This window comes from Streptomyces sp. Inha503 (assembly GCF_047215865.1).
In the GTDB taxonomy this organism is placed as follows: domain Bacteria; phylum Actinomycetota; class Actinomycetes; order Streptomycetales; family Streptomycetaceae; genus Streptomyces; species Streptomyces lycopersici.
The window spans coordinates 10,331,749-10,357,008 of the sequence record NZ_CP178360.1; the positions used below are offsets into that span (position 1 = coordinate 10,331,749).

Annotated in this window: 22 protein-coding genes; 13 read left to right on the forward strand and 9 right to left on the reverse strand. The window is 71.8% G+C overall.

What is annotated here, in order from left to right; all coding sequences use genetic code 11:
- Positions 1 to 25: 25 nt before the first annotated feature.
- The gene (locus ACJX2R_RS43440; RefSeq protein ID WP_413104559.1) at positions 26 to 1,288 is read right to left on the reverse strand and encodes a glycosyltransferase family 4 protein; all 1,263 of its coding nucleotides are present in this window, start codon (positions 1,286 to 1,288) and stop codon (positions 26 to 28) included.
- Positions 1,289 to 1,462: 174 nt separating this feature from the next.
- Here ACJX2R_RS43440 and ACJX2R_RS43445 point away from each other — a divergent pair, with 174 nt between their 5' ends.
- Together ACJX2R_RS43445 and ACJX2R_RS43450 are read left to right on the forward strand one after the other, a co-directional pair.
- Positions 1,463 to 2,176, forward strand: a complete 714-nt coding sequence (locus ACJX2R_RS43445; RefSeq protein ID WP_262705716.1) for a response regulator transcription factor — start codon at positions 1,463 to 1,465, stop codon at positions 2,174 to 2,176.
- Positions 2,176 to 3,588, forward strand: a complete 1,413-nt coding sequence (locus ACJX2R_RS43450) for an ATP-binding protein (protein ID WP_413104560.1) — start codon at positions 2,176 to 2,178, stop codon at positions 3,586 to 3,588. The genes ACJX2R_RS43445 and ACJX2R_RS43450 overlap by 1 nt, the downstream gene beginning before the upstream one ends.
- A gap of 117 nt (positions 3,589 to 3,705) precedes the next feature.
- Here ACJX2R_RS43450 and ACJX2R_RS43455 read toward each other — a convergent pair whose 3' ends face one another.
- From ACJX2R_RS43455 to ACJX2R_RS43465, 3 genes are read right to left on the reverse strand one after another with little or no spacing between them, the layout of a single operon-like run.
- Positions 3,706 to 4,524 carry an SAM-dependent methyltransferase gene (locus ACJX2R_RS43455; RefSeq protein ID WP_413104561.1) on the reverse strand — a complete coding sequence of 273 codons (819 nt, stop codon included), beginning with the start codon at positions 4,522 to 4,524 and terminating at the stop codon, positions 3,706 to 3,708.
- On the reverse strand, positions 4,521 to 4,817 hold the full coding sequence (locus tag ACJX2R_RS43460; RefSeq protein ID WP_037958038.1) for a DUF397 domain-containing protein: 297 nt from the start codon (positions 4,815 to 4,817) through the stop codon (positions 4,521 to 4,523). Before ACJX2R_RS43460 ends, ACJX2R_RS43455 begins: the two co-directional genes overlap by 4 nt.
- Before the next feature lie 2 nt (positions 4,818 to 4,819).
- Complete coding sequence (locus ACJX2R_RS43465; protein ID WP_262705713.1) at positions 4,820 to 5,677, reverse strand: helix-turn-helix domain-containing protein; 858 nt, start codon at positions 5,675 to 5,677, stop codon at positions 4,820 to 4,822.
- Positions 5,678 to 5,901: 224 nt separating this feature from the next.
- Here ACJX2R_RS43465 and ACJX2R_RS43470 point away from each other — a divergent pair, with 224 nt between their 5' ends.
- Positions 5,902 to 6,369 (forward strand): ATP-binding protein, encoded by a 468-nt coding sequence (locus ACJX2R_RS43470; protein WP_413104562.1) that lies wholly within the window; start codon positions 5,902 to 5,904, stop codon positions 6,367 to 6,369.
- Between the two features lie 24 nt (positions 6,370 to 6,393).
- Here ACJX2R_RS43470 and ACJX2R_RS43475 read toward each other — a convergent pair whose 3' ends face one another.
- Both ACJX2R_RS43475 and ACJX2R_RS43480 read right to left on the reverse strand, forming a co-directional pair.
- Positions 6,394 to 7,734, reverse strand: coding sequence for an MFS transporter (locus ACJX2R_RS43475; protein WP_413104563.1), 1,341 nt, complete (start codon positions 7,732 to 7,734; stop codon positions 6,394 to 6,396).
- A gap of 79 nt (positions 7,735 to 7,813) precedes the next feature.
- The gene (locus tag ACJX2R_RS43480; RefSeq protein ID WP_413104564.1) at positions 7,814 to 8,149 is read right to left on the reverse strand and encodes a winged helix-turn-helix transcriptional regulator; all 336 of its coding nucleotides are present in this window, start codon (positions 8,147 to 8,149) and stop codon (positions 7,814 to 7,816) included.
- 143 nt (positions 8,150 to 8,292) lie between these two features.
- Between ACJX2R_RS43480 and ACJX2R_RS43485 the strand changes: the two genes are divergently transcribed.
- Entirely contained in the window at positions 8,293 to 9,177 is an 885-nt protein-coding gene (locus ACJX2R_RS43485) for an NAD(P)-dependent oxidoreductase (protein WP_413104565.1), read from the forward strand.
- On the opposite strand, the gene ACJX2R_RS43490 is transcribed toward ACJX2R_RS43485, so the two are convergent.
- The 3 genes from ACJX2R_RS43490 to ACJX2R_RS43500 all read right to left on the reverse strand — a co-directional run bounded on the left by ACJX2R_RS43490 (position 9,174) and on the right by ACJX2R_RS43500 (position 14,392).
- Positions 9,174 to 10,304: a DMT family transporter gene (locus ACJX2R_RS43490; RefSeq protein WP_413104566.1), complete on the reverse strand. Its 1,131-nt coding sequence runs from the start codon at positions 10,302 to 10,304 to the stop codon at positions 9,174 to 9,176. The two genes, ACJX2R_RS43485 and ACJX2R_RS43490, sit on opposite strands and share 4 nt — an antisense overlap.
- Positions 10,305 to 10,401: 97 nt before the next feature.
- Entirely contained in the window at positions 10,402 to 11,961 is a 1,560-nt protein-coding gene (locus ACJX2R_RS43495; protein ID WP_413104567.1) for a bifunctional phosphatase PAP2/diacylglycerol kinase family protein, read from the reverse strand.
- A 106-nt stretch (positions 11,962 to 12,067) separates the two neighbouring features.
- Positions 12,068 to 14,392 carry a glycosyl hydrolase family 95 catalytic domain-containing protein gene (locus ACJX2R_RS43500; RefSeq protein WP_413104568.1) on the reverse strand — a complete coding sequence of 775 codons (2,325 nt, stop codon included), beginning with the start codon at positions 14,390 to 14,392 and terminating at the stop codon, positions 12,068 to 12,070.
- A gap of 490 nt (positions 14,393 to 14,882) precedes the next feature.
- Here ACJX2R_RS43500 and ACJX2R_RS43505 point away from each other — a divergent pair, with 490 nt between their 5' ends.
- The 9 genes from ACJX2R_RS43505 (at position 14,883) to ACJX2R_RS43545 (ending at position 25,260) form a co-directional block, all read left to right on the forward strand.
- Complete coding sequence (locus tag ACJX2R_RS43505) at positions 14,883 to 15,053, forward strand: hypothetical protein (protein ID WP_020866352.1); 171 nt, start codon at positions 14,883 to 14,885, stop codon at positions 15,051 to 15,053.
- Positions 15,054 to 15,333: 280 nt separating this feature from the next.
- Complete coding sequence (locus ACJX2R_RS43510; RefSeq protein ID WP_262705705.1) at positions 15,334 to 15,861, forward strand: helix-turn-helix domain-containing protein; 528 nt, start codon at positions 15,334 to 15,336, stop codon at positions 15,859 to 15,861.
- 52 nt (positions 15,862 to 15,913) lie between these two features.
- Positions 15,914 to 16,558 carry an ImmA/IrrE family metallo-endopeptidase gene (locus ACJX2R_RS43515; protein WP_413104569.1) on the forward strand — a complete coding sequence of 215 codons (645 nt, stop codon included), beginning with the start codon at positions 15,914 to 15,916 and terminating at the stop codon, positions 16,556 to 16,558.
- Complete coding sequence (locus tag ACJX2R_RS43520) at positions 16,551 to 17,735, forward strand: MAB_1171c family putative transporter (RefSeq protein ID WP_413106102.1); 1,185 nt, start codon at positions 16,551 to 16,553, stop codon at positions 17,733 to 17,735. The genes ACJX2R_RS43515 and ACJX2R_RS43520 overlap by 8 nt, the downstream gene beginning before the upstream one ends.
- Before the next feature lie 194 nt (positions 17,736 to 17,929).
- On the forward strand, positions 17,930 to 19,168 hold the full coding sequence (locus tag ACJX2R_RS43525; RefSeq protein WP_413104570.1) for a cytochrome P450 family protein: 1,239 nt from the start codon (positions 17,930 to 17,932) through the stop codon (positions 19,166 to 19,168).
- Positions 19,169 to 19,399: 231 nt separating this feature from the next.
- Positions 19,400 to 21,283: a methylmalonyl-CoA mutase small subunit gene (gene mutA, locus ACJX2R_RS43530; RefSeq protein ID WP_413104571.1), complete on the forward strand. Its 1,884-nt coding sequence runs from the start codon at positions 19,400 to 19,402 to the stop codon at positions 21,281 to 21,283.
- Positions 21,283 to 23,511, forward strand: a complete 2,229-nt coding sequence (scpA, locus tag ACJX2R_RS43535) for a methylmalonyl-CoA mutase (protein ID WP_262705700.1) — start codon at positions 21,283 to 21,285, stop codon at positions 23,509 to 23,511. The genes mutA and scpA overlap by 1 nt, the downstream gene beginning before the upstream one ends.
- On the forward strand, positions 23,511 to 24,509 hold the full coding sequence (gene meaB, locus ACJX2R_RS43540; protein WP_413104572.1) for a methylmalonyl Co-A mutase-associated GTPase MeaB: 999 nt from the start codon (positions 23,511 to 23,513) through the stop codon (positions 24,507 to 24,509). The genes scpA and meaB overlap by 1 nt, the downstream gene beginning before the upstream one ends.
- Entirely contained in the window at positions 24,502 to 25,260 is a 759-nt protein-coding gene (locus ACJX2R_RS43545; RefSeq protein ID WP_413104573.1) for a (2Fe-2S)-binding protein, read from the forward strand. The genes meaB and ACJX2R_RS43545 overlap by 8 nt, the downstream gene beginning before the upstream one ends.

Genomic DNA, 25,260 nt, shown 5'->3' on the forward strand with positions numbered 1-25,260 from the left:
CCGGCACCCCCCGACCGGCGTCAGGTCACGCGCTCGCCTTGCGGCCCGCCGCCGGGGCGCGGCGGCCGGGCGAGAGGCCGAAGCGGCGGGCCAGCCGCCGCAGGCGGGCGCGGGCGGCGGTCCGGTAGCGCTCCCAGAGGCGGGCGGACCGGCTCGCGCGCAGCTCCTCGAAGAGCTGGTCGTAGCGCCGGGCGATCGGCTCCGGGTCATAGATCCGGGAGCGCTCCAGGGCGGCCGCGCCCATCGTCCGCCGGGCCGGGGCGTCGCCCATCAGCTCCATCAGGGCGCTCGCCAGCGCGTGCTTGTCCCCGGTGGGGACGAGCCGCCCGGTGACCCCGTCCTTGATGATCTCGGCGGGGCCGAGCGGGCAGTCGGTGCTCACCACCGGCACCCCACAGCGCATGGCCTCCACGATCGTCATCCCGAACGACTCGGCGTCCGAGGCGACCGCGACCAGCGACGCCTTGGCGAACTCCGCCTCGATGGGGGAGCGGGACCCCATCAGCTCCGCGCTCCCGGACAGGCCCAGGCGCTCGATGTGCTCCGCGAGCCGCTCCTTCTCCGCGCCCCCGCCGTAGATCCGCAGCCGCCAGGCCGGGAACTTCGCCGAGATCTCCGCGAAGGCGTCGATCAGCAGGTCGAAGCGCTTGCCGCGGACCAGCCGCCCGGCCGCGGCGATCACCGGCTCGGTGCCCTCGGAGGGGGCCACGTCGGGCTCGGGGACGCTGTTGGGTATCGCCAGGGTCCGCACCCCCGGCATCGGCATCTTCTTGCGGTAGACCGCGGCGTCCGCCTCCGTCGTGGTGACCACGGCGTCCAGCGCCCGGTAGAACGGGGCCAGCTCCGCCCGCAGCTTCTTGCTGTGCGCCTCGTACCGCAGATGCTCCTGGGCGATGCGCAGGGCGCGACGCGGGGCGAAGCGGGAGATGTAGACGTTCACCCCCGGCCGGGTGCCGACGATCACATCGGCGTCGCAGCCGCGCAGATACCCCGCGGCCCGCGTGTCCATCAGCCGGTTGTACTGCTTGATCCGCTTCTCGGCGGCCGGAAAGTCCCGGCTGGCCTCGAAGAACAGCGGGTCCTTCGCGTCCGCGCTCTCCGGACGCGTGTCCACCAGGGGGACCAGCCGCACCCGCGGGTCGAGGGCGAAACGCGGCGTCTCGCGGTGCCGCATCATCGAGACGATCTCGACCTCATGGCGGTCGGCGAGCGCCGTCGCGAGGTTCATGGTCGTCCGGATCGTTCCGCCGATCCCGTAGGCGTTGTGCAGCAGGAATGCGATCTTCATGCGGTATTTTCTCCGGCCGGGTGCGTCCCCGGGGCGAGTTTCCCCCGGAAGCTGGTCGACACCTTGTCGAGGTCCGGTAAGTCCACCGCTTGAAGAAGGTGAGAGCGGGGTAAGAAGCCCCGCTCAGGACCCCGCCCGCCGCGGGCACCGCTGCGGCCTTGGCAGACTCGGGGTGTGACCAACACCGTGCTGCTCGCCGAGGACGACCGTGCCATCCGCCAGGCCCTGGAACGCGCCCTGACCCTGGAGGGGTACCGCGTCATCGCCGTACCCGACGGGATAGAGGCGCTGGCGGCCATCCACCGCGAGCGTCCGGACGTGGTCGTGCTGGACGTGATGATGCCGGGCGTGGACGGGCTCCAGGTGTGCCGGGTGCTGCGCGCCGAGGGGGACCGCACCCCCATCCTCATGCTCACCGCGCGGGTCGAGACCGCCGACCGCATCGAGGGTCTTGACGCCGGCGCGGACGACTACGTGGCCAAGCCCTTCGAGGTCGAGGAGGTCTTCGCCCGGCTGCGCGCGCTGCTGCGCCGCGCCGCCCCCGCCGAACCGGCCGAACCGGCCGCGCCGGATGACGCCGCCATCGACGGGGTGCTGGAGGTCGCCGATCTGCGCCTGGACTCCTCGGCCCGGCGGGTCTGGCGCGGCGGTACGGAGCTGGAGCTGACCCGCACCGAATTCGACCTGCTGGAGCTGCTGGCCCGCAACGCGGGCATCGTCCTGGACCACACCACCATCTACGCCCGCATCTGGGGCTACGACTTCGGCCCCGGCTCGAAGAACCTCGCCGTCTACATCGGCTATCTGCGCCGCAAGGTCGATCCGGAGGGGCGCGCCCCGCTGATCCACACCGTGCGCGGGGTCGGATACAGCCTGCGGGAGGAGTGATGGTGCGGCTCCCCGCGCTCCGCCGTGGTCGCCCCAGTCTGCGGACCACCTTCGCCCTGTCGTTCTCGGCGGCGGCCACCGTGGTCACCCTCCTGGTCGGCGGGCTCAGCTATGACGCGGCCGCCGGGCTGGTGCGGGTGGACCAGCAGTCGTCGTTCGACGACATCATCCGCGATCTGCGCAGCGAGGTCCGCAGCGAGAAGGTGATCCTGCGGCAGTACCCCACGGAGTCCGTCGTGCCCGTCCCGTACGACCTGCGGGACGATCTGCGGCGGATCAGCCGGATGGACGTCCAGGTGATCAACGGCCGGGGCACGGTCTACGACGTGGGCAAGCCCCCGCTGCCGGTCGTCGACGACGACCGGACGGCCGCCGCCTCCGCCACCGCGGGCACCGTCGTACGGCGCGAGATCGGCATCGGCGGGGAGCAGTACCGGATGGCCACGGTCGCCGTGGGCGACGGCACCGGCGCGATCCAGGTGGCCCAGCAGATCAGCGACACCGAGGATCTGCTGCGCGAGCTCCAGAAGCGCACCGCGCTGTTCGTGGTCGCCGTCATCCTGGCCGCCGGGCTGGCCGGCTGGTGGCTGGCCGGGCGGATCACCCGGCGGCTGGTGCGGCTGACCCGGGTCGCCGAGAGCGTGGCCGCCACCGGCCGGATGGAGGTGGCGGTGCCGGTCGCCGGGGACGACGAGGTGGGCCGCCTCGGCAGGGCCTTCGACGGCATGCTCGGACAGCTCGCGCGCTCCAAGGACGACCAGCGGCGGCTGGTCCAGGACGCCGGACACGAGCTGCGCACCCCGCTCACCTCGCTGCGCACCAACATCTCCCTGCTGCGCCGCTTCGAGGAGCTGCCGGGGCCCGCGCGCGAGGATCTGCTGGCCGATCTGGCGGGGGAGACCCGGGAGCTGACCGACCTCGTCAACGAACTGGTGGACCTGGCGGCCGGGCAGCGGGACGACGAACCCCGTACCGAGGTCTCGCTGGAGGAGGTGGCCACCACCGCCGTGACCCTCGCCCGGCGCCGGACCGGCCGGGAGATCACCGTACGGGCCGAGGGCGACACCCGGCTGACGGGCCACCCGGCCACCCTTCAGCGCGCGGTCTCCAACCTGGTGGAGAACGCCGCCAAGTTCGACCAGGGCGGCACCGAGCCCGTCGAGGTGGTGATCAGCGGCCGCCGGGTGGAGGTCCTCGACCGGGGCCCGGGCATAGCCGAGGAGGACCGCGAGCGGGTCTTCGACCGCTTCTACCGCGCGCCCGGCGCCCGCAGTCTGCCCGGTTCGGGGCTGGGCCTGGCCATCGTGCGCGAGGTCGCCCTCGCACACGGCGGCACCGTCTTCGCCCGGCCGCGCCCGGGCGGGGGCGCGATCCTGGGCTTCACGGTCGGCGATGCCACGGAGGCCCCGTAACACCTTCCCTGAACTGGGGCTCCGCCCCAGGCCCCACGCCGCGAAGCCTCGGCCGCCAGGGGGCGTCCGGCGGGCCACGCGGCGGAGCCGCATATCGATGCTTTCCCGCCGCAGGCGTTAAGGCTTGCGGGCCACTCCCGCCCACATGTTGATGTCCGCGCTGCGGATGTCCTCCGGCCGGTCCTCGGGGTCCGGATTCCAGTGGTGGGGCTCCGACACACCCGGCTCGATCAGCTCCAGACCGTCGAAGAAGGCCCCGACCTCGCTCTGCGAGCGAGTGGTGAAGGAGATCCCGCTCTCCTTGTAGACCCGGATGACGTTCCGCCAGGTCTCCTGGGAGAAGTCATGCGTGGAGTGGGTCAGCATCAGAAAGCTGCCCGGGACCAGCGGAGCCATCAGCTCGTGGATGATCTCGTACGGCTTGTCCTCCTCCGGAATGAAGTGGAAGAGCGCGTTCACGGAGATCGCCACCGGCTGGTCCAGGTCCAGCGTCTCATGCAGCTCGGGCGCGCTCATGATCCGCTGGGGATCGCGCACATCCGACTGCACATAGGCCGTACGGCCCTCGGGCGTGCCGACGAGCAGCGCCTGGGCGTAGGCCAGCACGATGGGGTCGTAGTCGGTGTAGACCACCCGGGCCTCCGGGGCGACCGACTGGGCCACCTGGTGGAGGTTGGGCTCGGTGGGTATGCCAGTGCCTATGTCGAGGAACTGCCGGATCCCGGCCTCCCGGGCCAGCCAGCGGGTGGCACGGTGGATGAAGGCCCGGTTGACGGTGGCGTTGAGCCGGACGGTCGGATAGACCTCCAGCACCCGCCCGGCGGCCTCCGCGTCGACCTCGTAGTGGTCCTTGCCGTTGAGGTAGAAGTCGTACATCCGAGCCGGGTGCGGCTTGGTGGTGTCGATCTGGTCAGGGGCGAGCCCGTTGTCGGTCACGCGGCCCTCCGTTCCGATGCGGTACCCGCCGAGGTGGTCAGGTTTTCTGGGCGTGTGAGCAGGAAGTCCGCGGCGCCGGCCTTGGCACCCTGGATGAACTTCTCGATTTCGTGGTGGGTGTAGATCAGGGCGGGACCGTCCGGATCGGTCGACTGACGCAGGGCCACCCGCCCGTCGTTCAGCCGCATGACCTCCACGCAGGCACCGCCGTTGGGGCCACTCCAGGGCTTGGCCCAGCCTTCGGTTCCCAGATGTTTGGCGGGCATGCCGTTGTACACGTGTACCTGATCCACAGTCAGAGCTCCTTGCGAATCCCACGGAGAAAGTTCTCCGTCCGCCGCGCCGGTGTGGCCTGGGTGCCCATGCGGTCCAGGGCTTCCAGATAGGCGACCACATCGGAACGTTGGTCGAGATAGCCGGCGCCGGTCAGGCCCTCGGCATAGACGATGTCCGGCAGTTCCGGGATCTGGAACCGGAAGAGCTGGAAGGGTCCGCCCATGCCCGGGTGGGGGCCGGCGGAGAACGGCACCACCTGAAGGGTGATGTTCGGTCTTTGCACCGCTTCGATCAGACGGTCGACCTGGGCGCGCATCACCGCGGGACTGCCGATGGACAGACGGAGCACCGTCTCGTCCATCACGACCCACAGATGCGGTGCGTCCGGGCGGCTGAGCAGCTCCTGACGCTCCATCCGCAGCGCCACCCGGCGCTCGATCTCCTGGTCGGACCCGTGCGGGAAGCCGATGGAGAGCAGCGCGCGGGCGTAGTCCTCGGTTTGCAGCAGTCCGGGGATGAAGTGCGGCTCATAGGCGCGGATCCGGCTCGCGGCGCCCTCGAGGCTCACATAGAGGCTGAACCAGTCCGGCAGCACATCGCGGAACCGGTGCCACCAGCCTGGCCGGTTGGCCTCCTCGGCGAGTGCGAGGAAGGAGTCGATCTCCTGCTGCTCGGCGCCGTAGGTCTGTAGCAGCTTCTCGACGTAGGGGAGTTTCAGGCCGACTTCGGCCTTCTCCATCCTGCGCACCGTGGTCTGGTTGACGTGCAGCGCCCTGGCAGCCACGTCGTAACTGACGCCGGCTTTTTCGCGAAGGTCCCTCAGCCGCATGCCGAGGACCATCTGCCCGACGGTCGGGGCAGATCGCGCTTCACCCACGTCGTACCTCCTGGGACGGTCTTGTCGGGATCAGTGTGCCACGGACGAGGTGAGGACAACAGAGTGCTCTGGCTATTCTGCATTTTGCAGATCGCGCCTTGCCAACTGATGCTCGCAGCAACGATAGTGACGGGTGTGACCAGTCCAACGTGGCTGCTGTGTCGCGCACTTGCGGCATTCACGTACGGCATTCACGCCCCACAGGTAGGACGGACGGAAGGCACATGGCCGTGGCATTGCGTCAGCGCTCGACGATGGCCCACCACCCGAGCTCCGGGAGCGTTGACTCCGCCCTCCGCCAGGAGAGGTTCCAGCTGCCCGCCAGAGGCGCCTCGGTCGCGATCGCCCGGCACCGGGTGCGGTCCCGGGCGCCGGAGTGGGGCTTCGCGGAGGATGTCTGCGAGGCCGCCGAGCTGGTGATGTCCGAGCTGTTCACCAATGCCCTGGTGCACACCGGAAGCGAGCAGATCCTCTGTGTACTGCGCGCCCATGAGCGGCGGATGCTCTATGTCGAGGTCGCCGACCAGGGCGGCGGACCAGCCGTCCCCACACCCCGGGAGGCCGGTCTGGAGGATGAGTGCGGGCGTGGACTCGCACTGGTCCGCGCCCTGGCCGACGCGTGGGGGGACCGGTCGGGCGTGAATGGCGGACGGGTGGTCTGGGCCCAGATGAGCGTGACCGTCGGCCGCTGACGCCGGGACCGGCCCCTCGGTCCGTCACACCGCCGTCGTCCGCCGCTTCCCCGGGGCGGCCGGGTCGTCGGAGCGGCCCCGGGAGAGGGCGGCGTCCCGGGTCTCCCGCATGGTGAGGTAGACGATGAGCGAGACCGCGGCACACGCCGAGACGTACCAGTAGAACCCGGACTCCACACCGCCCTTCTTGAACCACAGCGCCACATACTCGGCGGTGCCGCCGAACAGCGCGTTGGCCAGCGCGTACGGCAGGGCCACCCCGAGCGCCCGGACATGGGTGGGGAACAGCTCGGCCTTCACCACGGCGTTGATCGAGGTGTAGCCGGTGACGATGACCAGCGCCGCGAGCGAGAGCAGCAGCGCCCCGGCGAAGCTGTCGGCGTGCGAGAGCGCGGTCATGATGGGAACGGTGCAGAGCATCGAGCCGATGCCGAAGGTGATCAGCAGCGGGCGGCGCCCGATCCGGTCCGAGAGCGATCCGGCCAGCGGCTGCAACAGCATGAACAGGAACAGGGCGCAGAAGCTCACCAGCGAGGCGTCGGACTTGCTCATCCCGGCCGTGTTCGACAGGTATTTGGTGAGATAGGTGGTGTACGTGTAGTACGCGACCGTGCCGCCCATGGTCAGCGCGATGACCAGCGCCGCCTCCTTGCGGTGGCGCAGCAGCTCGGCGATCGTCCCCCGCTCCTGGTCCTGGCGGTCCTCCTCCTCGGTGTAGACCTCGGTCTCCAGCAGATTGCGCCGCAGCCAGAAGACCACGGCCGCGCCCACGGCGCCGACGACGAACGGAACGCGCCAGCCGTAGGAGTGCAGCGCGTCGTCGGACATGGTGTGCTGGAGCAGGATCTGAAGGCCGAGGCCGATCAGCTGACCCGCCGTCATCGACACGTACTGGAAGCTGGAGACGAAGCCGCGGCCGCCGGGCAGGGACGCCTCGGTGAGATAGGTGGCGCTGGCCGCGTACTCACCGCCCACCGACAGCCCTTGCAGCAGCCGCGCCACCAGCAGCACGAACGCGCCGAAGTAGCCGACCTGGTCATAGGTCGGGGCGATGGCGATGAGCAGCGCGCTGGCCGACATCAGCGTCACCGTCAGGGTGAGCGCCGCCTTGCGGCCGCGCCGGTCGGCGAACCGGCCCAGCAGCCAGCCGCCGACGGGACGCATGAAGAAGCCCACCGCGAAGATCCCGGCGGTGTTGAGGAGCTGCGCCGTGTCGTTGCCCTTGGGGAAGAAGGCTCCGGCGAAGTAGGTGGCGAAACTGGCGTAGACGAACCAGTCGTACCACTCGACGAGATTTCCGATCGAGCCGCCGAACACGGCTCGCCAGGGGGTGCGTGGTTGGCTCCGGGGAGCGCTGTCGGTCACGGGGCCTCCAAGTGAGCGGGGTGAACTCCACACCCCTACCCCGCGGAGGGCCGGTTGGAAAAGAGATTCCGCGGGGCAGTCAGCCCTGCTCCGCATCCTCCAGCGCCGCCATCCGCCGCTTGCCCCACGCGCCCAGCGGGCCCAGCGCCGTATTCAGCTCGTCGCCCAGCTCGGTCAGCGAATACTCCACCTTCGGCGGCTTCACGTCGTAGCTCTCCCGGTGGACGATCCCGTCCGCCTCCAACTCCCTCAGCTGCTGCGTCAGCACCTTCTCGGTCACACCCGGAACCAGCCGCCGCAGCTCCCCGAAACGGCACCGTTGGTGATTGAGCGCCCAGATGATCAGGACTTTCCACTTCCCGTCGATCACATCCACGGCCGCGTCCAGACCGCAGACATAAGGCTGCTTTCCCAAAGCCCCGCCCGCCCCCACTGACCTCAAGGTAAGTACGCACTATTTAGTGCGTACTTGCCCACACTACCGCCGGGGAACGAGCCTGTGATCGGCGCGCCGGACCCCTACGACCAAGCGGTATCGAAACCCCTGGAGCAACCGAAATGAGCGAATCCCCCGTGACGGTGCTGGGCCTCGGCGACATGGGCACCGCCCTGGCCCGCGCCCTTCTGCGGGCCGGGCACCGGACGACGGTGTGGAACCGTACGGCGGCCAAGGCCGAGGCGCTCGCCGCCGAGGGCGCGCTGACGGCCGCCACGGCCGGTGCGGCCGTCGCGGCGAGCCCCCTGGTGGTGGTCTGTCTGCTCGACTACGACTCCGTACGGCAGGTGCTGGATCCCCTCGGGGACGCCCTGTCCGGCAAGGCCGTCGTCAACCTCACCAACGGCACTCCGCGGCAGGCCCGTGAGCTGGCGGCGTGGGCGGCCGGACACGGTGCCCAGTACCTGGACGGCGGCATCATGGCCGTCCCGCCGATGATCGGGACACCCGCCGCCTTCCTCCTCTACAGCGGCTCGCCCGCCGCCTTCGCGGACCACCGGGGGGTGCTGGACCTCTTCGGCGAGAGCCACCACCTCGGCGAGGACCCCGGCCGTGCCCCGCTGTATGACATCGCCCTGCTCAGCGCGATGTACGGGATGTTCTCCGGTGTGCTGCACGCCTACGCCCTCGTACGGTCGGACGGTGTGGCGGCGGCCGATGTCGCCCCGCTGGTGGGGCGCTGGCTGACCGCCATGTCCGGGGCGGTGGACGGCTACGCCCGGCAGATCGACTCCGGTGACCACGCCACCGGGGTGGTCTCCAACCTCGCCATGCAGTCGGCGGCGTTCGTCAACTTCACCGGCTCCGCGCGGGACCAGGGCATCAGCCCCGAACTGATCGCCCCGATCGGCCACCTCATGGCCCGCCGGGTCGCCGGCGGACATGGCCATGAGGGCCTCTCGGGGCTGGTGGAACTGCTCGGCCAGGGGCGGCCCGGCGCCGCCTAGGCGTGGTGCTGAAGGACGGCCTCGCCGCAGTCGGGCAGGCGCGGGTCGGACAGGTGGGGGTCGGGCTCGTCGTCGCCGGTGGGCTGGCGGGGGATCGGGTGGGGGAGACGGAGCGAGGGGCCGGTCTCGGCGGGCACGTCGGGGCCGAGCGGCACCCCGTGCGGGCCGGGTCCGCCGGACCCCTCCGGCCCGCCGACTCCACCGGCTCCACCCGCGGCATCGTGCCCGTCGTGGCCGGGGACGTCCGGCTGCTCGATGACCGCGGCCTCGGCCTCCTTGGCGGCCGCTTCCGCCTCGGCCTCCGCCTCGGCGTTGTGCACCGTCAGCATCACCAGACCAGTGCTCGCGACGAGGGCCGCCACCAGGGCGAGCAGCGTGCCGGGCGCGCCGTGCCGGAAGTGCTCGCCCAGCGCGGCGAGGCCGACGGCGGTGGCGACCACGGGGTTGACCACGGTCGCCGTCGCCAGTGGCGAGGCCAGTCCGGCGCCCCGGTACGACGCCTGGGACAGCAGCACCCCGCCCGAGGCCAGCAGCCCGATCGTGACCAGGCCGGGCAGGGCGTCCTCCCACGCGTCCCAGGTCCACTCCACCGCCACGTTCTTGGTGACCACCGACGAGACACCGAAGGCCGTCCCCGCGGCCGCCGCCAGCAGCACACTTCGGATCCCGGGCGACCGCATCAGACGGGCCGCCCCGGTCAGGACGGCGATGGCGGAGACCGTGATCACGATCAGCCAGAAGCCGTCCCGCTCGGCCAGTGCCTGGGCCCGCGAGGAGCCGGTCAGCGAGAGCAGCCCGGCGAGCCCCACGGTGGCGAGCAGCGCGCCCCGCCAGCCGGCCGCGCCGACCCGGCGGCGGACGAACAGGGCCGCCATCGGCAGGGCGAAGACGATCGTGAGAGCCCCTAGGGGTTGCACCACGCTCAGCGGGCCGTAGGCCAGGGCGATCACATGGAGGACCGCGCCCGTCCCGTTGAGGGTCACCGCGGTCCACCAACTCCCGCGCCGCAGCGGAGCGGACGCGAGGCGCGGCGTCGTGGCCGCGACATGCTCCTGGAGTATGGCTCCGGCGGCGTAGCAGACCGCCGAGGCCAGGGCGAGCAGCACAGACAGCGCGAGGGAGGTCACGTCGCGGCCCCCTGGGCCGATCGGTCTTCGTCCATGCCCTCATCCTTGACGGTGGGGTGTGCCCTCGTCGTCGTCCTTGAGCACAGACTTGTGAGTACTACTTGCGTAGTAGGGCCCTCCACCGATGGGGTGCCTTCGCGGCCGCCGTACGGGCCCTTTGGAGCAGCTCGTTCTGCGGCTCGGCGGGGCGGTAGACGGTGAGCGCCCCCGGCCACTTGTCGATGAACAGCTGCTCGGCGGGGTCGGCGGCCACTTCTCCATCGTAGGCACGGCTGTCCACGCTGTGGAGGCCCGACAGGCGCAGTTGGCGCATTCGCCGCGTCGTATAGACATGTGACCGGCCGAGGGTGCCGGTGAGCGCCGCGATCAGCAGCCGGGTGCGGGCCAGCCGCTCCTCGCCGTCGATCGCCCGCACATCGAGCAGCCCGTCGTCGAGCTGCTGACGGTAGGTGGGCGCGAAACCCTCCGGGGAGTAGACGCCGTTGCCGGCGAACAGCATCCACAGCCGCCGCGGCCGCCCGTTGACCTCGACCTCCATGGGACGGGCGGTGCGCAGCACCCGGGTGAGCGCGACGGCGGCCGCGGGCCACTTGCCGAGCCGGCCTTGCAGGCTCTCCCGGATCCGCACCAGCTCCGGGTAGAAGCCGAGGCTGAAGGTGTTGACGAAGTGGCTGGTCCCGCCGCCGCCGACGAGGGGCGTGGCGCGGCCGAGGTCCACGGCCACGGCGTCGCCCTCGGTCACCGCGTGCGCGGTGTCCTCGAAGGCCGGTACGCCGAGGTCCAGCGCGAAGTGGTCGAGGGTGCCGCCGGGGAACACGGCGAGCGGCAGCCCGCGTTCGGCCGCGATCGTGGCGGCCGCGTTGACGCTGCCGTCCCCGCCGCAGATGCCCAGCGCCCCGGCCCGCTCGGCGGCGCGCTGGGCGGCCCGCCGGAGCAGGCCCATGAAGTCGTCGTCGGGCCCGCACTCCACGATGTCCGCGGCGGGCAGCAGCACCCGCAGCTGCTCGGCGACCGTGAATCCGCCGGTGGGGGTTCCCGTACCGGCCCGCTGGTTGACCATGACGACCAGACCGTCGCCCTTGGGCAGGGCGGGCGCCGAGATCCGCGGCCGGGCCTGCGCCGGGACCTCGGGGCGCGGCGGCCAGTAGCGGCAGGTCAGCGCGGCGGCCCCGGAGCCGAGGGCGATACCGGCCAGCACATCGCTGGGGTAGTGGACGCCCACGTACACCCGGGAGGCGGCGACGGCGGCCGCGAGCGGGGCGACCAGCAGGCCGTACCGGGAGGACTCCAGGGCCACCCCGGTGGCGAAGGCGGCGGCCGAGGCCGAGTGCCCGGAGGGGAAGGAGCTGGTCCACGGCTGCCGGCGCAGCCGGCGCACCAGGGGCACCGAGTCCAGGACCGGACGCTTGCGTTCCACGGTCCACTTGACCACGACGTTCGACACGAGTGAGGCGGCGGCGAGTGAGCCCACACCGCGCAGCGCGGCCCGCCGCGCGGTGCGGCCGCCGACCGTGGCGAGCACCCCGGCCGTGCCGAACCACAGCCGGCCGTGGTCGGCGGCTCGGCTGAGCCGGGGCAGCAGCGGATGGGCACCGCGGAGCCGGCTGTCCGCCACCCGCGCGAACAGCCGGCGGTCGAGGTCACTGATGTGTCTCATGCGTGATGGGTAACCCGGAACGGCGGTCGGCACGCGTCATCCGTCGGCGACCGGGGCCCGGCCGGGGGACCGCGGGCGCGGTTCGGGGCGCCGTTCGGGACGCGGTTCAGGACGCGGGGAGCCCCCAGCGCGGCGCAGGCTCGCCCGCCTCGACCGGGCGGACCGTCAGATCCGGGCGGTCGCCGCGAGCGGTGATGATCGCCTCCTGGCCCCTGGTGAGTGCGATCCGGATCGTGCCCGCGCCCACGGTCTCGTACGGCAGCCGCCGCCCGCGCCCGTCCCGCACCTCGATGGGCCCGTCCAGGGAGTGCCGTACCACACAGGGCGCGCCCGCCTCGCTGCGCAGCCGCACCCAGCGGGTGCGGCCGCCCTCGCGGGCGGCGCTCAGCAGGAAGGCGCCCTGGGTGCGGAAGTCGTGGACCATCAGCTCATCCCAGGCGGCGGGCAGCGCGGGGAAGACCCGGATCACCCCGCCCCAGCTCTGGCACACCATGTCGTGCAGCGACTGCGCGGCGGACAGCGGCGTCTCGATGACCGGGCCGGACTCCTTGTACATGGTGTTCGGCTGGATGAAGCGGCGCATCAGCTCGCCCAGGTACTTCAGCGCGTCCTCACCGCGCCCCATCTGCGCGGACATCGAGGCGGCGCCGGTGAAGGTGTAGCCCTGGAGCGCGCCCTCGAAGCCGACCCAGTGGTTGAGGGAGGTCTCGATCAGCTCGCGTTTGGCCGGGTCCTCCCAGGTGACCTCGTACAACGGATAGACGGCGAGCATATGGGAGTAGTGGCGGTGGGACTTGGCGAAGGGCACCCCCGCGCCGATCATGAAGCCGTTCTCGTCGACGGGGTACGGGGTGAGCTTGGCCAGCACCTCCCGCCAGCGCGGCGCGGAGGGGTCCTTGACGCCGAGGATCCGGGCCGAGTCCAGCAGGGTGGCGCAGCCCCAGCGCAGCAGCATCAGGTCGTAGTTGCAGTCGGGCGCGTTGACGCCGTACTCGGGCGAGAAGGTGGCGGGCAGGTGCAGCTTGCCGTCGCTGCCGGGGGTGAGGAAGTGGAGGTAGTAGGCGATGGCCTTGCGCAGCAGCGGATAGACCACATCGCGCAGCACCGACTCGTCCATGGTGTGGCGGTACGTCAGCCACACGTTGTGCAGCGCCCAGGTGAGGTTGCCGACCTCGGGGGTGGGCGGGTCCTGGCCGGGGATGCCGACCGCGAAGCCGCCGTTTGCCACCGCGCCGCCGTTGATCAGGTGGATGTCGGTGGTGCGGGGGATGCCCGCCGAGTCCTTGCGGTACGGGGCGTCGAGCTGGTTGGAGAGGTTGTCGCGGAATTCGCCGAGCGCCCGTGTCACCGCGTCGAGTTCGAGGTGGTTGGAGCCGTGGATCAGCCAGTACTCCAGCTGCACATTGAGGTTCCACCAGGTGGCGGGCCACGGGGTGGACTCCAGCCAGGGCCCCGAGGTGGCCATCACGGGGGCGTCGGCGCGTGCGGCCGCGGCCACCTTGTACAGCTGGATCCAGTAGAAGCGCTGGAGCCGGGCGTCGGGGAGGGAGAGGAAGCTCTTCCGGTAGTAGGCGTGCCACCAGGCGCGATGGGTGGGCGCGAGGGCGTCGTAGGGGAGCGCCGAGGCGGACTCGATGTCCTTGAGCGCACGGTCGCGCGCGGTGCGCCTGGGGTGGGAGTGGGCCACGGTGACGTACAGCGTCCGCCGCCCGGCGCGGGTCCGCTCCCGCCAGGCCGTCACATGCTGTCCGCCTGCGAGCAGCGGCTGTACGGCGGCCCGGACGCCGTGGTGGTCCTCGACGACGGCCGGGGGGTTGCCGGTGTAGCCGTCGGGCACCGGTTTGAAGTCGACCCGCGGGCTGATGGCCTCGGCGGGGTGGAACACCCAGCGGAACGCGGCCTCACCGGCGCTCGGGGTCACCTCGATGGCCATGACGGAGCGGGAGTTGTGCACCAGGGCGCGGAGGGCGAGCGTGCCCTTGTCGGTGGTGATGGTCCCGGTCAGCTCGGCGTCGCGCAGCCGCAGCCGCCAGTCGACGGCGGTGATGGCGCCGACCGGCTCCAGGGTGAAGTACCCGATGGGCAGCCGCGCGAGCCCGAAGAGGGAGCCGAACTCCGGCCGGTGGTCCTGGACCTCGCTGTGCTGCACATTGAAGCGCACCGCGTGTCCGTCGCCCGGCTCGGCGTAGATGCCCGAGCCGAGCAGTGCGTTCCCGAGGAAGGGGCCCTCGTACCAGGTCTGCGGCATCTTCTGCCACACCATGTCGGCGTCGGCGAGGACCGTGGCCCAGGGGTCCCCCGCGGGGCGGGTGGCCGCGGCGGGGGTCCGCGGCTCGGCGGCGTACGCGGTGGCCGGGCCGGCGAGTCCGGCGGCGGCGCCCGCGGCCATGGCGGTGCCGACGACGGTCCTTCTGGTGGGTGCGGATGACATGACGCTCCAGGGGTGTGAACCGGGGTGCGGGCGTGCTTCGGCGGGGGCGGCGGGGCGCGGCGGTCACGTACATGCCTGAGGTTCCTCGATCTGAACCCCTCGGGCATGATGCAGCCCCTGTGGCGGAACCGGAACCCCTCGGGCGGCATAAACATCGGATGGACGGCGGGCCCGGCAGGCGGAAATGACGCCCGTACCGGCGCGGGCGCGGCGAGACCTCGGATCTCCTGGCCCGGGGGGTGTCTGGGTGCGTCGGCGCATCCCTCGCCGTGTCGCCTGGGATGCCGTGCCGCGCTGTCCACCAAGTGAGACGTATTCGGTGGATCCCGTACGTACCAGCTCACCCCGGACGGCCCCCCGCGGCCACCGGGCGCGGAACGCGGTCCGGGCGGCGGTTCGTTGTCCACTCCCTGAGAATCGACGCGCGGAGCGTTCAGGCGCTGGTTAATCTGACGACAGATCCGGTTCAGCCGACACGAGGGAGTGTGCGGTGACCCCCGAACAAACGCAGAGCGACGACGCGCGCGCCGATAACAGCGGGCGGTTCGTGCAGGCCGCCGAGGTGGGCAGTCTGGAGGTATGGGCGCGTTCCGCGCCGATCCGGCTCGCCGGTTACGAGGACGACCTCGCCGAGCCGCACATCCTCCAGAGCGTGGACTGATGACCCGGCGCATGCGCTGAGAGCGAGGGAGGAGACCGGTCGCCCGGCCGCGGACGCTGGCAACAAGCGGACATCCCGGCCGTCGACCGGTCGCCTCCCTCGCCCGATGGATCACTCTTCTGGCTCAGCTACCAACTGGTAGTTAAGTCCTCCACCCCCGCGATCCGGCACCGGGCTGGTGTGTCCCGCGAGACACATGGCAGGATGCATCGCGCGGCGTCGTCCGCCTTAACCAACCGTGAGGGCGTGCGAGCCCGGGAGCAGCCGTGAGGGGGCGCAGATGGCAGCGGGTGGAGACAGGTCACCGGACGCGCCCGGCAGCCCGCTGGCGGACCGGCTCAACTACCTGTTCACCACCATGCACCCGCCGGGCGCGCCGTACACCAACGCGTATGTCGCCGAGGAGATCAGCGGCGGCGAGGAGTACGGCGGGGTGAGCCTGACCGAGCAGTATCTGTCGATGCTGCGCAACGGCAGGCGCACCAACCCCAGCCCGGATGTGCTGCGGGCGCTCGCCAAGTTCTTCGCCGTGCCCGTCGGGTATCTGCTGGGTGATCTGTCGCCTGCGCAGGCGGAGCGGGTCGAGGAGGAGGTTCGGTTCCTCGTCGCCATGCGCGACAAGCGGGTCCGCAGCATCGCGCTGCGCTCCGTGGGCCTCCCGCCAGAGGTCCAGGACAGTCTCACCACGATCATCTCCCAGTTCCGGCAGCAGATGAACCTTCCGCCCGAACCGCCCGGTACGAACGGCGCCGGAGAGGCGGACGGCTCGGGCGGCCCGGACGGCGGGGCGACGAATGGCCATCGATGACCCGGAACTGTTCTCCTCCTGGCGACGGACCGGAAACGAGGGTGGTACAGGCATGCGAGTGGGCCGGATTCGGCGGCGGTGCAAGCAGCTCATCAAGGAGCTCGGGCTGCCCGCCTCGACCGATCTGCCCGGTCTGTGCGACCTCGTGGCCCGCCGCGTCGGACGCCCCGTCCATCTGGTGCCGATGAGCCTGGGCGGTGTGGTCTCGGGCATGACCGCCTCCACCGACGAGGACTACTGGATCTTCTACGAGCTCAGGACGTCCCCCTGGCACCAGATCCATATCGTGCTGCATGAAATCGGCCATCTGCTGCTCGGCCACGAGCAGGACCCGGCGGTCACCGAGGACGCGCTGCGGATGTGGACGCCGTCGGTCGATGTGACCACCGCGATGCGCCGGCTGGGGATGACCCCGGACTTCGCCCGCCACCACGCTTACGACAACCTCACCGAGCGCGAGACCGAGGTGCTGGGCACCCTCCTGATGGAGCGTGTGGTGCCGACCTCGCCGGACCAGGGGCTGCCGCTCCGGGGCCGGGCGGCCGAACTCGCCGCGGCGCTGGGCCCGGCGCTGCGCCATGTGCGCACCGACGGGGTGGACCGTGCCGATGGCGTACGCGCCGACCGTACCGATGGCGTGCGTACCGACCGTACCGACGGCGTACCCGGTGAACCGGGCGGTGACGCCGGTGTTTGACCTGGTCTATCTGTGCTTCGGCGCCGCCGCCTGGGCGATGGCCGGTTACAAGGCCCGCGCCTGGTTCCGCGACCGCGCCAACGCCGATCTCGGCCTGGCGTGTGTGATGACCGCGGCCGTGGCGAACGTGTTCCTGCTCTCCGCGCCCAGCGTCTACCGCTGGTTCGACGGGCTGGTGGGCGTCGCCAATCTCGCCATGGTCTTCCTGTACTCCTCCGTCGTGGTGTTCGCCACCGGCGCCCTGGTACTGCTGCTGCGCTGGACCGGCTCCGCGGTGCCGCCCCGCGCGGTGGTCGCCGCCGTGGCGGTGGCGTGGACGGTGGCCGTCGTCGGCTTCGCGGTGGGCCGCCCGGACGCCGTGGAGCACCCCCGCGACTTCAGCACCGCCTACGCCGACGCCCCCGGAGTGGTCCTCTTCCTGGTGCTGTATCTGGCCATTTTCGGAGCCGGTCTGGCGGGGCTCGGCATCCTGTGCCCGCGCTATGCCGCCAGCCTGCGCGGCTCATGGCTGGCCCGGGGGCTGCGGGTGCTGGCCGCCGGATGCTGGCTGGGACTGGCGTACTGCGCCTGCAAGCTGATCGGTTTCGTCTTCTCCTGGGCGGGCCATGAGCTGTACTGGCTCTCCAACGGAGTGGCCCCGCTGACCGCGTCCGTCGCGGCGCTCCTGGTGCTGGCCGGTTTCGCCATCCCCGCCGTGGGCCCGCGGGCCTCCGCGTGGCGCCGCTTCCGGAGGCTGCGGCCGCTGTGGCGGGAGGTCACCGAGCAGGCCCCCGAGGTGTCCATGGGGCAGTCCCGCTGGACCGGCTGGTGGCCGTTCGCGGACCTGGAGTGGCGGGCCAACCGTCAGATGGCGGAGATCCGGGACGTCCAGCGCGGCGTACGGCGTCATGTGGAGGCCCGCGCGCTGGAGATTGCGCATGTCAAGGGCGGCGCGGCGCGACTCGACGATTGGCAACTTGCTGCCGTAGTGGAAGCAGCGGCGCTCAGACGCGGTTTGCTGAATCAAGCAGACGGACATGTGCCGGAGTCCGCGGCGGACAGCGTGGTGGTGACGACAGGGGCCGAACTGGTGGCGGAGCACGAGCATCTGGCCCGCGTCGCCGACGTCTACCACCTGCCGCTGGTGGACGAGGTGCTCGCGGAACTGAGAGAGGAGACCGCCGCCCAGCGGCGGTGAACGGGGGGATCACAGACGAGGTGGCCCTGGACGGGGGTCGGGGCCGCCCGTGGCACAGGCGGCGCCGGGGAGATTCAGCCCCGGCGCCGCCTCCCGGCCACCACCATTCACCACCGGCGTGCACATCGCCTGGACGGGCTGGAATGGCCCACCCGTCCAGGCACCGCGGACGCCACGGCCTAGAGTCGGGATCCATGCAGAACACCGCGAACGCCGCCGGAACGGACGGCCCGGAGCTCGTTGACACCGCCCCGCTGATCGAGGACCTCTACCCGGCCCTGGCCACGCTGCGCGAGGCCGGCCCGGTCCACCGGATCGCCGGCACCGACGGACGCCCCGCCTGGCTGGTGACCCGTTACGAGGATGTGCGGCGGCTGTTCGCCGATCCGCGCCTCGCCCTGGACAAGCGCCACGCCGCGCCGGGCAACTACAGCGGCTTCTCCCTGCCGCCCGCCCTCGACGCCAATCTGCTCAACATGGACCCGCCGGACCACACCCGGGTGCGCCGGCTGGTGGTCAAGGCGTTCACCCCCGGCCGCGTGGAGAAGATGCGCGAACCGGTCCGGCGGGTCGCCGAGGAACTGCTCGACGCGATCGAGCCCGACGGCCGCGCGGACCTCCTGGCCGCCTACGCCGGGCAGTTGCCCATCATCGTCATCTGCGATCTGCTCGGCGTCCCCCAGCGCGACCGGCGCGACTTCCGGGCCTGGAGCGATGCCCTGATCACGCCCGATCCGGCACGGCCGCGGGCGGCGAAGGAAGCGGTCGGCAGCATGCTGCGCTTCTACACCGAGCTGATCGCGAAGAAGCGCGCCGAGCCCGCGGACGATCTGCTCTCGGATCTGATCCGGGTCCGTGACGACGAGGCCGGCGACGGCGGCGGCGACGGCGGCAGGCTCAGCGAGGACGAGCTGACCTCGCTCGCCTTCCTCATCCTCCTCGCGGGCTATGAGAACACCGTCCATCTCATCGCCAATTCGGTGCTCACCCTGCTCGACCACCCCACGGTCCTCCAGGAGCTGAGCGAGGATCCGAGCGGTCTCGCGGCCGCGTTCGACGAGCTGGCGCGGTACGAGGGCCCGGCGGCGCTGGGGATCCGCCGCTTCCCGCTGGAGGACATCGAGATCGGCGGTGTGACCATTCCCGCCGGGGAGACCGTGCTGCTGTCGGTGGCCTCGGCCCACCGTGACCCGGCCCAGTTCAAGGATCCGGACGAGTTCAATCCACATCTTGGCCGGTCCGGTCACCTTGCGCTCGGCCATGGCATCCACTATTGCCTCGGCGCGCCGCTGGCCCGAATGGAGATGGAAACCGCTCTGGCCGCGCTGCTTCGCCGTTTCCCGGGGCTGCGGCTGGACGTTCCGAGGGAGCGGCTCCGGTGGCGGCCGACGATCCGCGCGCGTGGCCTGATCTCGCTGCCTGTCGCATGGTGATCGGGGGAAGCGAACAGGTTTTTGATGCATAACCCCCCGCCGATGCGGTAAAAAGGTCTTCGAGCCCGCCCGGTGTGCATCCCCCGTCGCACCGGGCGGGCCTCTGCGTGCCCGGGGTGCCATGCGGCGCCACCCATGAAATCCCTAGGGCTCACCCCTGAGATCACTAGAGAGTAAGCTCACAGCCCTAACCACTGCTCCGGCTTTAGCGGACCCCATTAGCCTCCTCCTATGACGGTCCTGCCCGACGGGCTTCCCCTAGCCGACGATTTCCCGGAAGTGACGCGAGAACAATGGCGCCACCTCGTCGAAGGCGTGCTGCGTAAAACCGGCACTTCGGACGCCGTGGGTGCCGAGGCCGAAGAGGCCCTCGCGACCGCACTCGAGGACGGAATCACCGTCCAGCCCCTCTACACCGCCGACGACGCCCCCGGGGACGCCGGTTTCCCCGGCTTCGCGCCCTTCGTGCGCGGCGGCCGGGCCGAGGGCTCCGCCGTATCCGGCTGGGACGTGCGCCAGCGCCACGCCCACCCCGATCCGGCGCGCACCAACCAGGCGATCCTCGCCGACCTGGAGAACGGCGCCGGTTCGGTCTGGCTCGCGGTCGGCGCGGCCGGAGTGCCCGTGGACGCCCTGCCCGAGGCGCTGAAGGGGGTCTACCTCGACCTCGCCACCGTCGCCCTCGACGCGGGCGCCGACTTCGAGGACGCCGCCCGCGCCCTGCTGCGGCTCTACGCGGGCCGCGAGGTGCCGCCCGGCGCCGCGCTCGGCAACCTCGGCGCGGACCCGCTGGGGCTCGCGGCCCGCACCGGACGCGACGAGGGCCTGGCCGGGCGGCTGGCCGCCGCCGCCGACCTCGCGCTGACCTGCGACCGCGACCACCCGGGGGTGCGGGCCTTCGCCGTGGACGCGCTGCCGTACCACGAGGCGGGCGCCGGGGCCGCCGAGGAGCTCGGCTGCTCCCTCGCCGCCGCCGTGGCGTATCTGCGCACCCTCACCGGGGAGGGGCTGAGCGTCGAAGCCGCCTGCGCGCAGCTGGAGTTCCGCTACGCGGCCACCGCGGACCAGTTCCTCACCATCGCCAAGCTCCGGGCCGCCCGGCGCCTGTGGGCGCGGGTGGCGCAGGCGTGCGGCGCGCCCTCCGAGGCGCGCGCCCAGCGCCAGCACGCGGTGACCTCGCCGGTGATGATGACCCGGCGCGACCCCTGGGTGAACATGCTGCGCACCACCGTGGCCACCCTCGCCGCGGGCGTGGGCGGCGCGGACGCGGTCACCGTGCTGCCCTTCGACAGCGCCATCGGACTCCCCGACGACTTCGCCCGGCGCATCGCCCGCAACACCTCCACGATCCTGCTGGAGGAGTCGCATCTGGCCCGGGTGATCGACCCGGCCGGCGGCTCCTGGTACGTCGAGAAGCTCACCGACGACGTCGCCCGCGCCGCCTGGGCCTGGTTCCAGGAGATCGAGCGCGCCGGGGGCATGGCCGCGGCCCTCGCCTCCGGGCTGGTCCGCGACCGGCTCGCGGAGACCTGGGCCCGCCGCGGCCGCGCCCTCGCCCGCCGCAAGGAGCCGATCACCGGCGTCAGCGAGTTCCCGAACCTCGCCGAGCCGCCCGTCGAGCGCGAGCGCGCGCCCGAGCAGCCTGGCGGCGGACTGCCGAGGGTCCGCCGCGACGAGGCGTACGAGGCGCTGCGCACCCGCTCCGACGCCCATCTGGCGGCCGAGGGCGGCCGGCCCAGGATCTTCCTGGCCGCGCTGGGCCCCGCCGCCGCGCACACCGCCCGCGCCTCCTTCGCCTCCAACCTCTTCCAGGCGGGCGGCATCGAGGCCGTTCACGAGCCGGTCACCGTGACCGCGGAGACGGTCGCCGAGGCGTTCACCGCCAGCGGCGCCCGCGTGGCCTGCCTGTGCTCCAGCGACAAGCTGTACGCGGAGGAGGCGGCCGCCGTGGCCGAGCGGCTGAAGGCGGCCGGGGCGACCCGGGTCTACCTGGCCGGACGGCCGGGGGCACAACAGGACGAGTACGAGCGGGCCGGAGTGGACGGATACGTCTTCGCGGGCTGCGACGCGGTCGAGGTGCTCACCTCGGCTCTGGACACCATGGGGGTGGCGTGATGACGGGCTCTCCGGTGGAGCCCGGGAAGATCCCGGACTTCTCGGCGGTCGATCTGGACGGACCGGCCGAAGGCCCGGTGCCCAGCTCCGGTGACTGGGCCGCCGCGTTCCAGAACGGCGTGGGCAAGGGCGTGGAGGACCTGGTGTGGGACACCCCCGAGGGCATCGGGGTCAAACCGCTCTACACCGCCGAGGACCTCGAGGGCGTCGACTTCCTGGGCACCTACCCCGGCGCCGCGCCCTATCTGCGCGGCCCGTACCCGACGATGTACGTCAACCAGCCCTGGACCATCCGGCAGTACGCGGGCTTCTCCACCGCCGAGGAGTCCAACGCCTTCTACCGCCGCAACCTCGCGGCCGGCCAGAAGGGCCTGTCGGTCGCCTTCGACCTGCCCACCCACCGGGGCTACGACAGCGACCACCCCCGGGTCACCGGTGACGTCGGCATGGCGGGTGTGGCCATCGACTCCATCTACGACATGCGGCAGCTCTTCGACGGCATCCCGCTGGACCGGATGAGCGTGTCGATGACGATGAACGGCGCGGTGCTGCCCGTGCTCGCGCTCTACATCGTGGCCGCCGAGGAACAGGGCGTACCGCCCGAGAAGCTGGCCGGGACCATTCAGAACGACATCCTCAAGGAGTTCATGGTCCGCAACACCTACATCTATCCGCCGCAGCCGTCGATGCGGATCATCTCCGACATCTTCGCCTTCACCTCGCAGCGGATGCCGCGCTACAACTCCATCTCCATCTCCGGCTACCACATCCAGGAGGCCGGGGCCACGGCCGATCTGGAGCTGGCCTACACCCTCGCCGACGGTGTGGAGTACCTGCGGGCCGGGATGGACGCCGGGATGGACGTGGACGCCTTCGCGCCCCGGCTGTCGTTCTTCTGGGCCATCGGCATGAACTTCTTCATGGAGGTCGCCAAGCTGCGGGCGGCGCGGCTGCTGTGGGCCAAGCTGGTCAAGCAGTTCGACCCGAAGAACCCCAAGTCGCTCAGCCTGCGCACCCATTCGCAGACCTCCGGCTGGTCGCTGACCGCCCAGGACGTCTACAACAACGTGGCGCGCACCTGTGTGGAGGCCATGGCCGCCACACAGGGCCACACCCAGTCGCTGCACACCAACGCCCTGGACGAGGCGCTGGCGCTGCCCACCGACTTCTCCGCGCGTATCGCCCGCAACACCCAGATCCTGCTCCAGCAGGAGTCGGGCACCACCCGGGTCATCGACCCCTGGGGCGGCAGCGCGTACGTCGAGAAGCTGACCTACGACCTGGCGCGGCGGGCCTGGCAGCACATCGAGGAGGTCGAGGCGGCCGGCGGTATGGCCAAGGCCATCGACGCGGGCATCCCCAAGCTGCGCGTCGAGGAGGCCGCGGCCCGCACCCAGGCGCGCATCGACTCCGGGCGCCAGCCGGTGATCGGCGTCAACAAGTATCGGGTGGACAGCGATGAGGCGATCGAGGTCCGCGCGGTCGACAACTCCGTGGTGCGCGCCCAGCAGATCGAGAAGCTGCGGCGGCTGCGCGCCGAGCGTGACGAGGCGGCCTGCCAGGACGCGCTGCGCGCCCTGACCGCGGCCGCCGAATCCGGTCCCGGCACCGGTCTTGAGGGCAATCTGCTGGCGCTGGCCGTGGACGCCGCCCGCGCCAAAGCCACCGTCGGCGAGATCTCCGACGCGCTGGAGAAGGTCTATGGCCGCCACTCCGGCCAGATCCGTACGATCTCCGGTGTGTACCGAGACGAGGCCGGACCGTCGTCCGGCGTGGACCGCACCCGTACGCTGGTCGAGGCGTTCGAGCGCGAGGAGGGCCGCCGCCCGCGCATCCTGGTCGCCAAGATGGGCCAGGACGGGCATGACCGCGGCCAGAAGGTGATCGCCACCGCCTTCGCCGACCTGGGCTTCGACGTCGACGTCGGCCCGCTGTTCCAGACCCCCGAGGAGGTCGCGCGGCAGGCGGTGGAGGCCGATGTGCACATCATCGGCGTGTCGTCGCTCGCGGCCGGCCACCTCACGCTGGTCCCCGCGCTGCGTGAGCAGCTGGCCGAGGCGGGGCGTGAGGACATCACGATCGTGGTCGGCGGGGTCATCCCGCCGCAGGACGTCCAGACCCTGCACGAGGCCGGCGCGGCCGCCGTCTTCCTGCCGGGCACGGTCATCCCGGACGCCGCCCACGACCTGGTGCGGAAGCTGGCCGCCGACCTCGGCCACGAGCTGTAATGCCACGGACGATCGACATCGAGGAGTACGCCAAGGGTGTACTCGACGGCAAGCGCGCGTACATCGCGCGTGCGATCACGCTCGTCGAGTCCACCCGCCCCGACCACCACGACCTCGCACAGCGGCTGCTGGTCGAGCTGCTTCCGCACACCGGCGGGGCCCGGCGGATCGGCATCAGCGGGGTCCCCGGTGTCGGCAAGTCCACCTTCATCGACGCCCTGGGCACCATGCTCACCGGGGTCGGCCACAAGGTCGCGGTCCTGGCCGTCGACCCATCGTCGACCCGCACCGGCGGCTCCATCCTGGGCGACAAGACCCGGATGGAGCGGCTGGCGGTCGATCCAGGCGCCTTCGTACGGCCCTCGCCCAGCGCCGGGACGCTGGGCGGGGTCGCCCGCGCCACCCGCGAGTCCATGGTCGTCATGGAGGCCGCGGGCTATGACGTGGTGCTCGTGGAGACCGTGGGCGTGGGCCAGTCCGAGACCGCGGTGGCCAACATGGTCGACTCCTTCCTGCTGCTCTCCCTGGCCCGCACCGGCGATCAGCTCCAGGGCATCAAGAAGGGCGTCCTGGAGCTGGCCGACGTGGTCACCATCAACAAGGCCGACGGACCGCACGCGCGGGACGCCAAGTCGGCCGCCCGTGAACTGGCGGGCGCGCTGCGGCTGTTGCAGCCGCCGGACGCGCCCTGGAACCCGCCGGTGCTCACATGCAGCGCCCGCGAGTCCACCGGGCTCGATGTGGTGTGGGAGCGCCTGGAGCAGCACCGGCGGGTGCTGGAGGCCACGGGCGCGCTGCACGCCAAGCGGCGCGACCAGCAGGTGGACTGGACCTGGTCGATGGTGCGCGACCAGCTGCTCGCGCGACTGCACGCCCACCCCGAGGTGCGGCGGCTCGGGCCCGAGCTGGAGCAGCGGGTCCGTGAGGGCGCGCTGACGGCCACGCTGGCGGCGGACCGGCTGCTGGCGGCGTTCCAGGGCCCGGCCGAGGGTGGATGAGGCGCCGCTGCCGGACGCGGCGCTGGTCGGACCGTTCTTCGCGCTGCGCACCGGCGGCGGCGATCCGAGCGCGGAGGGGTACGCGCGGATCGGCGAGGCCTACCGGCTGACCGGCACGGGCGCCGCGGGACCGGTGCTGCGCGCCCGTGTCGAGGCGGTCGCCGCGAGCCTGGGCACCGATGAGTCGAGGGTCGCGGCCTCGCTCGTCTTCCAGGGGCTCGCCGCCCGGGTGTGGTCGCTCGCGCTCGGCCCGGCGGCCCTCTCCGGCGCGGTGCCCCACCTCCGGCCCGACCGGCTGTGGTGGAACCCCGGGCGTGTCGCCCCCGACGACCTGTGGTGGCCCGGCGCGCCGTCCGTGATGGGCGAACCGGGAGGACTCGCCGGTCAGCTGGGCACCGCGGCGTTCGTCCATCTGATGCCGCTGCACCGCGCCGTCGAGCGGGCGTACCGGGTCTCGGGGCGGCTGCTGTGGGGCAACGCGGCCTCGGCGCTGACCGGTTCGCTGCGGGTGCTGCACGACTGGTGCCGGGCGCGCGGCCGCGCCGAGGCGGCGGACCGGGCCGTCGAGCTGGCGCGCGCCCAACTCGACCACCCGCCGCTGCGCGACGTCGGCGCCCTGAGCACCGCGCCCCTTGGCTATCGGCGCCGCACCTGCTGTCTCTACTACCGGGTGCCGGGCGGCGGGTTGTGCGGCGACTGCGTCTTGCGCGAGGCGCCGGGGCGGGGGAGTGGGCGCGGGACGCCGGGGTGA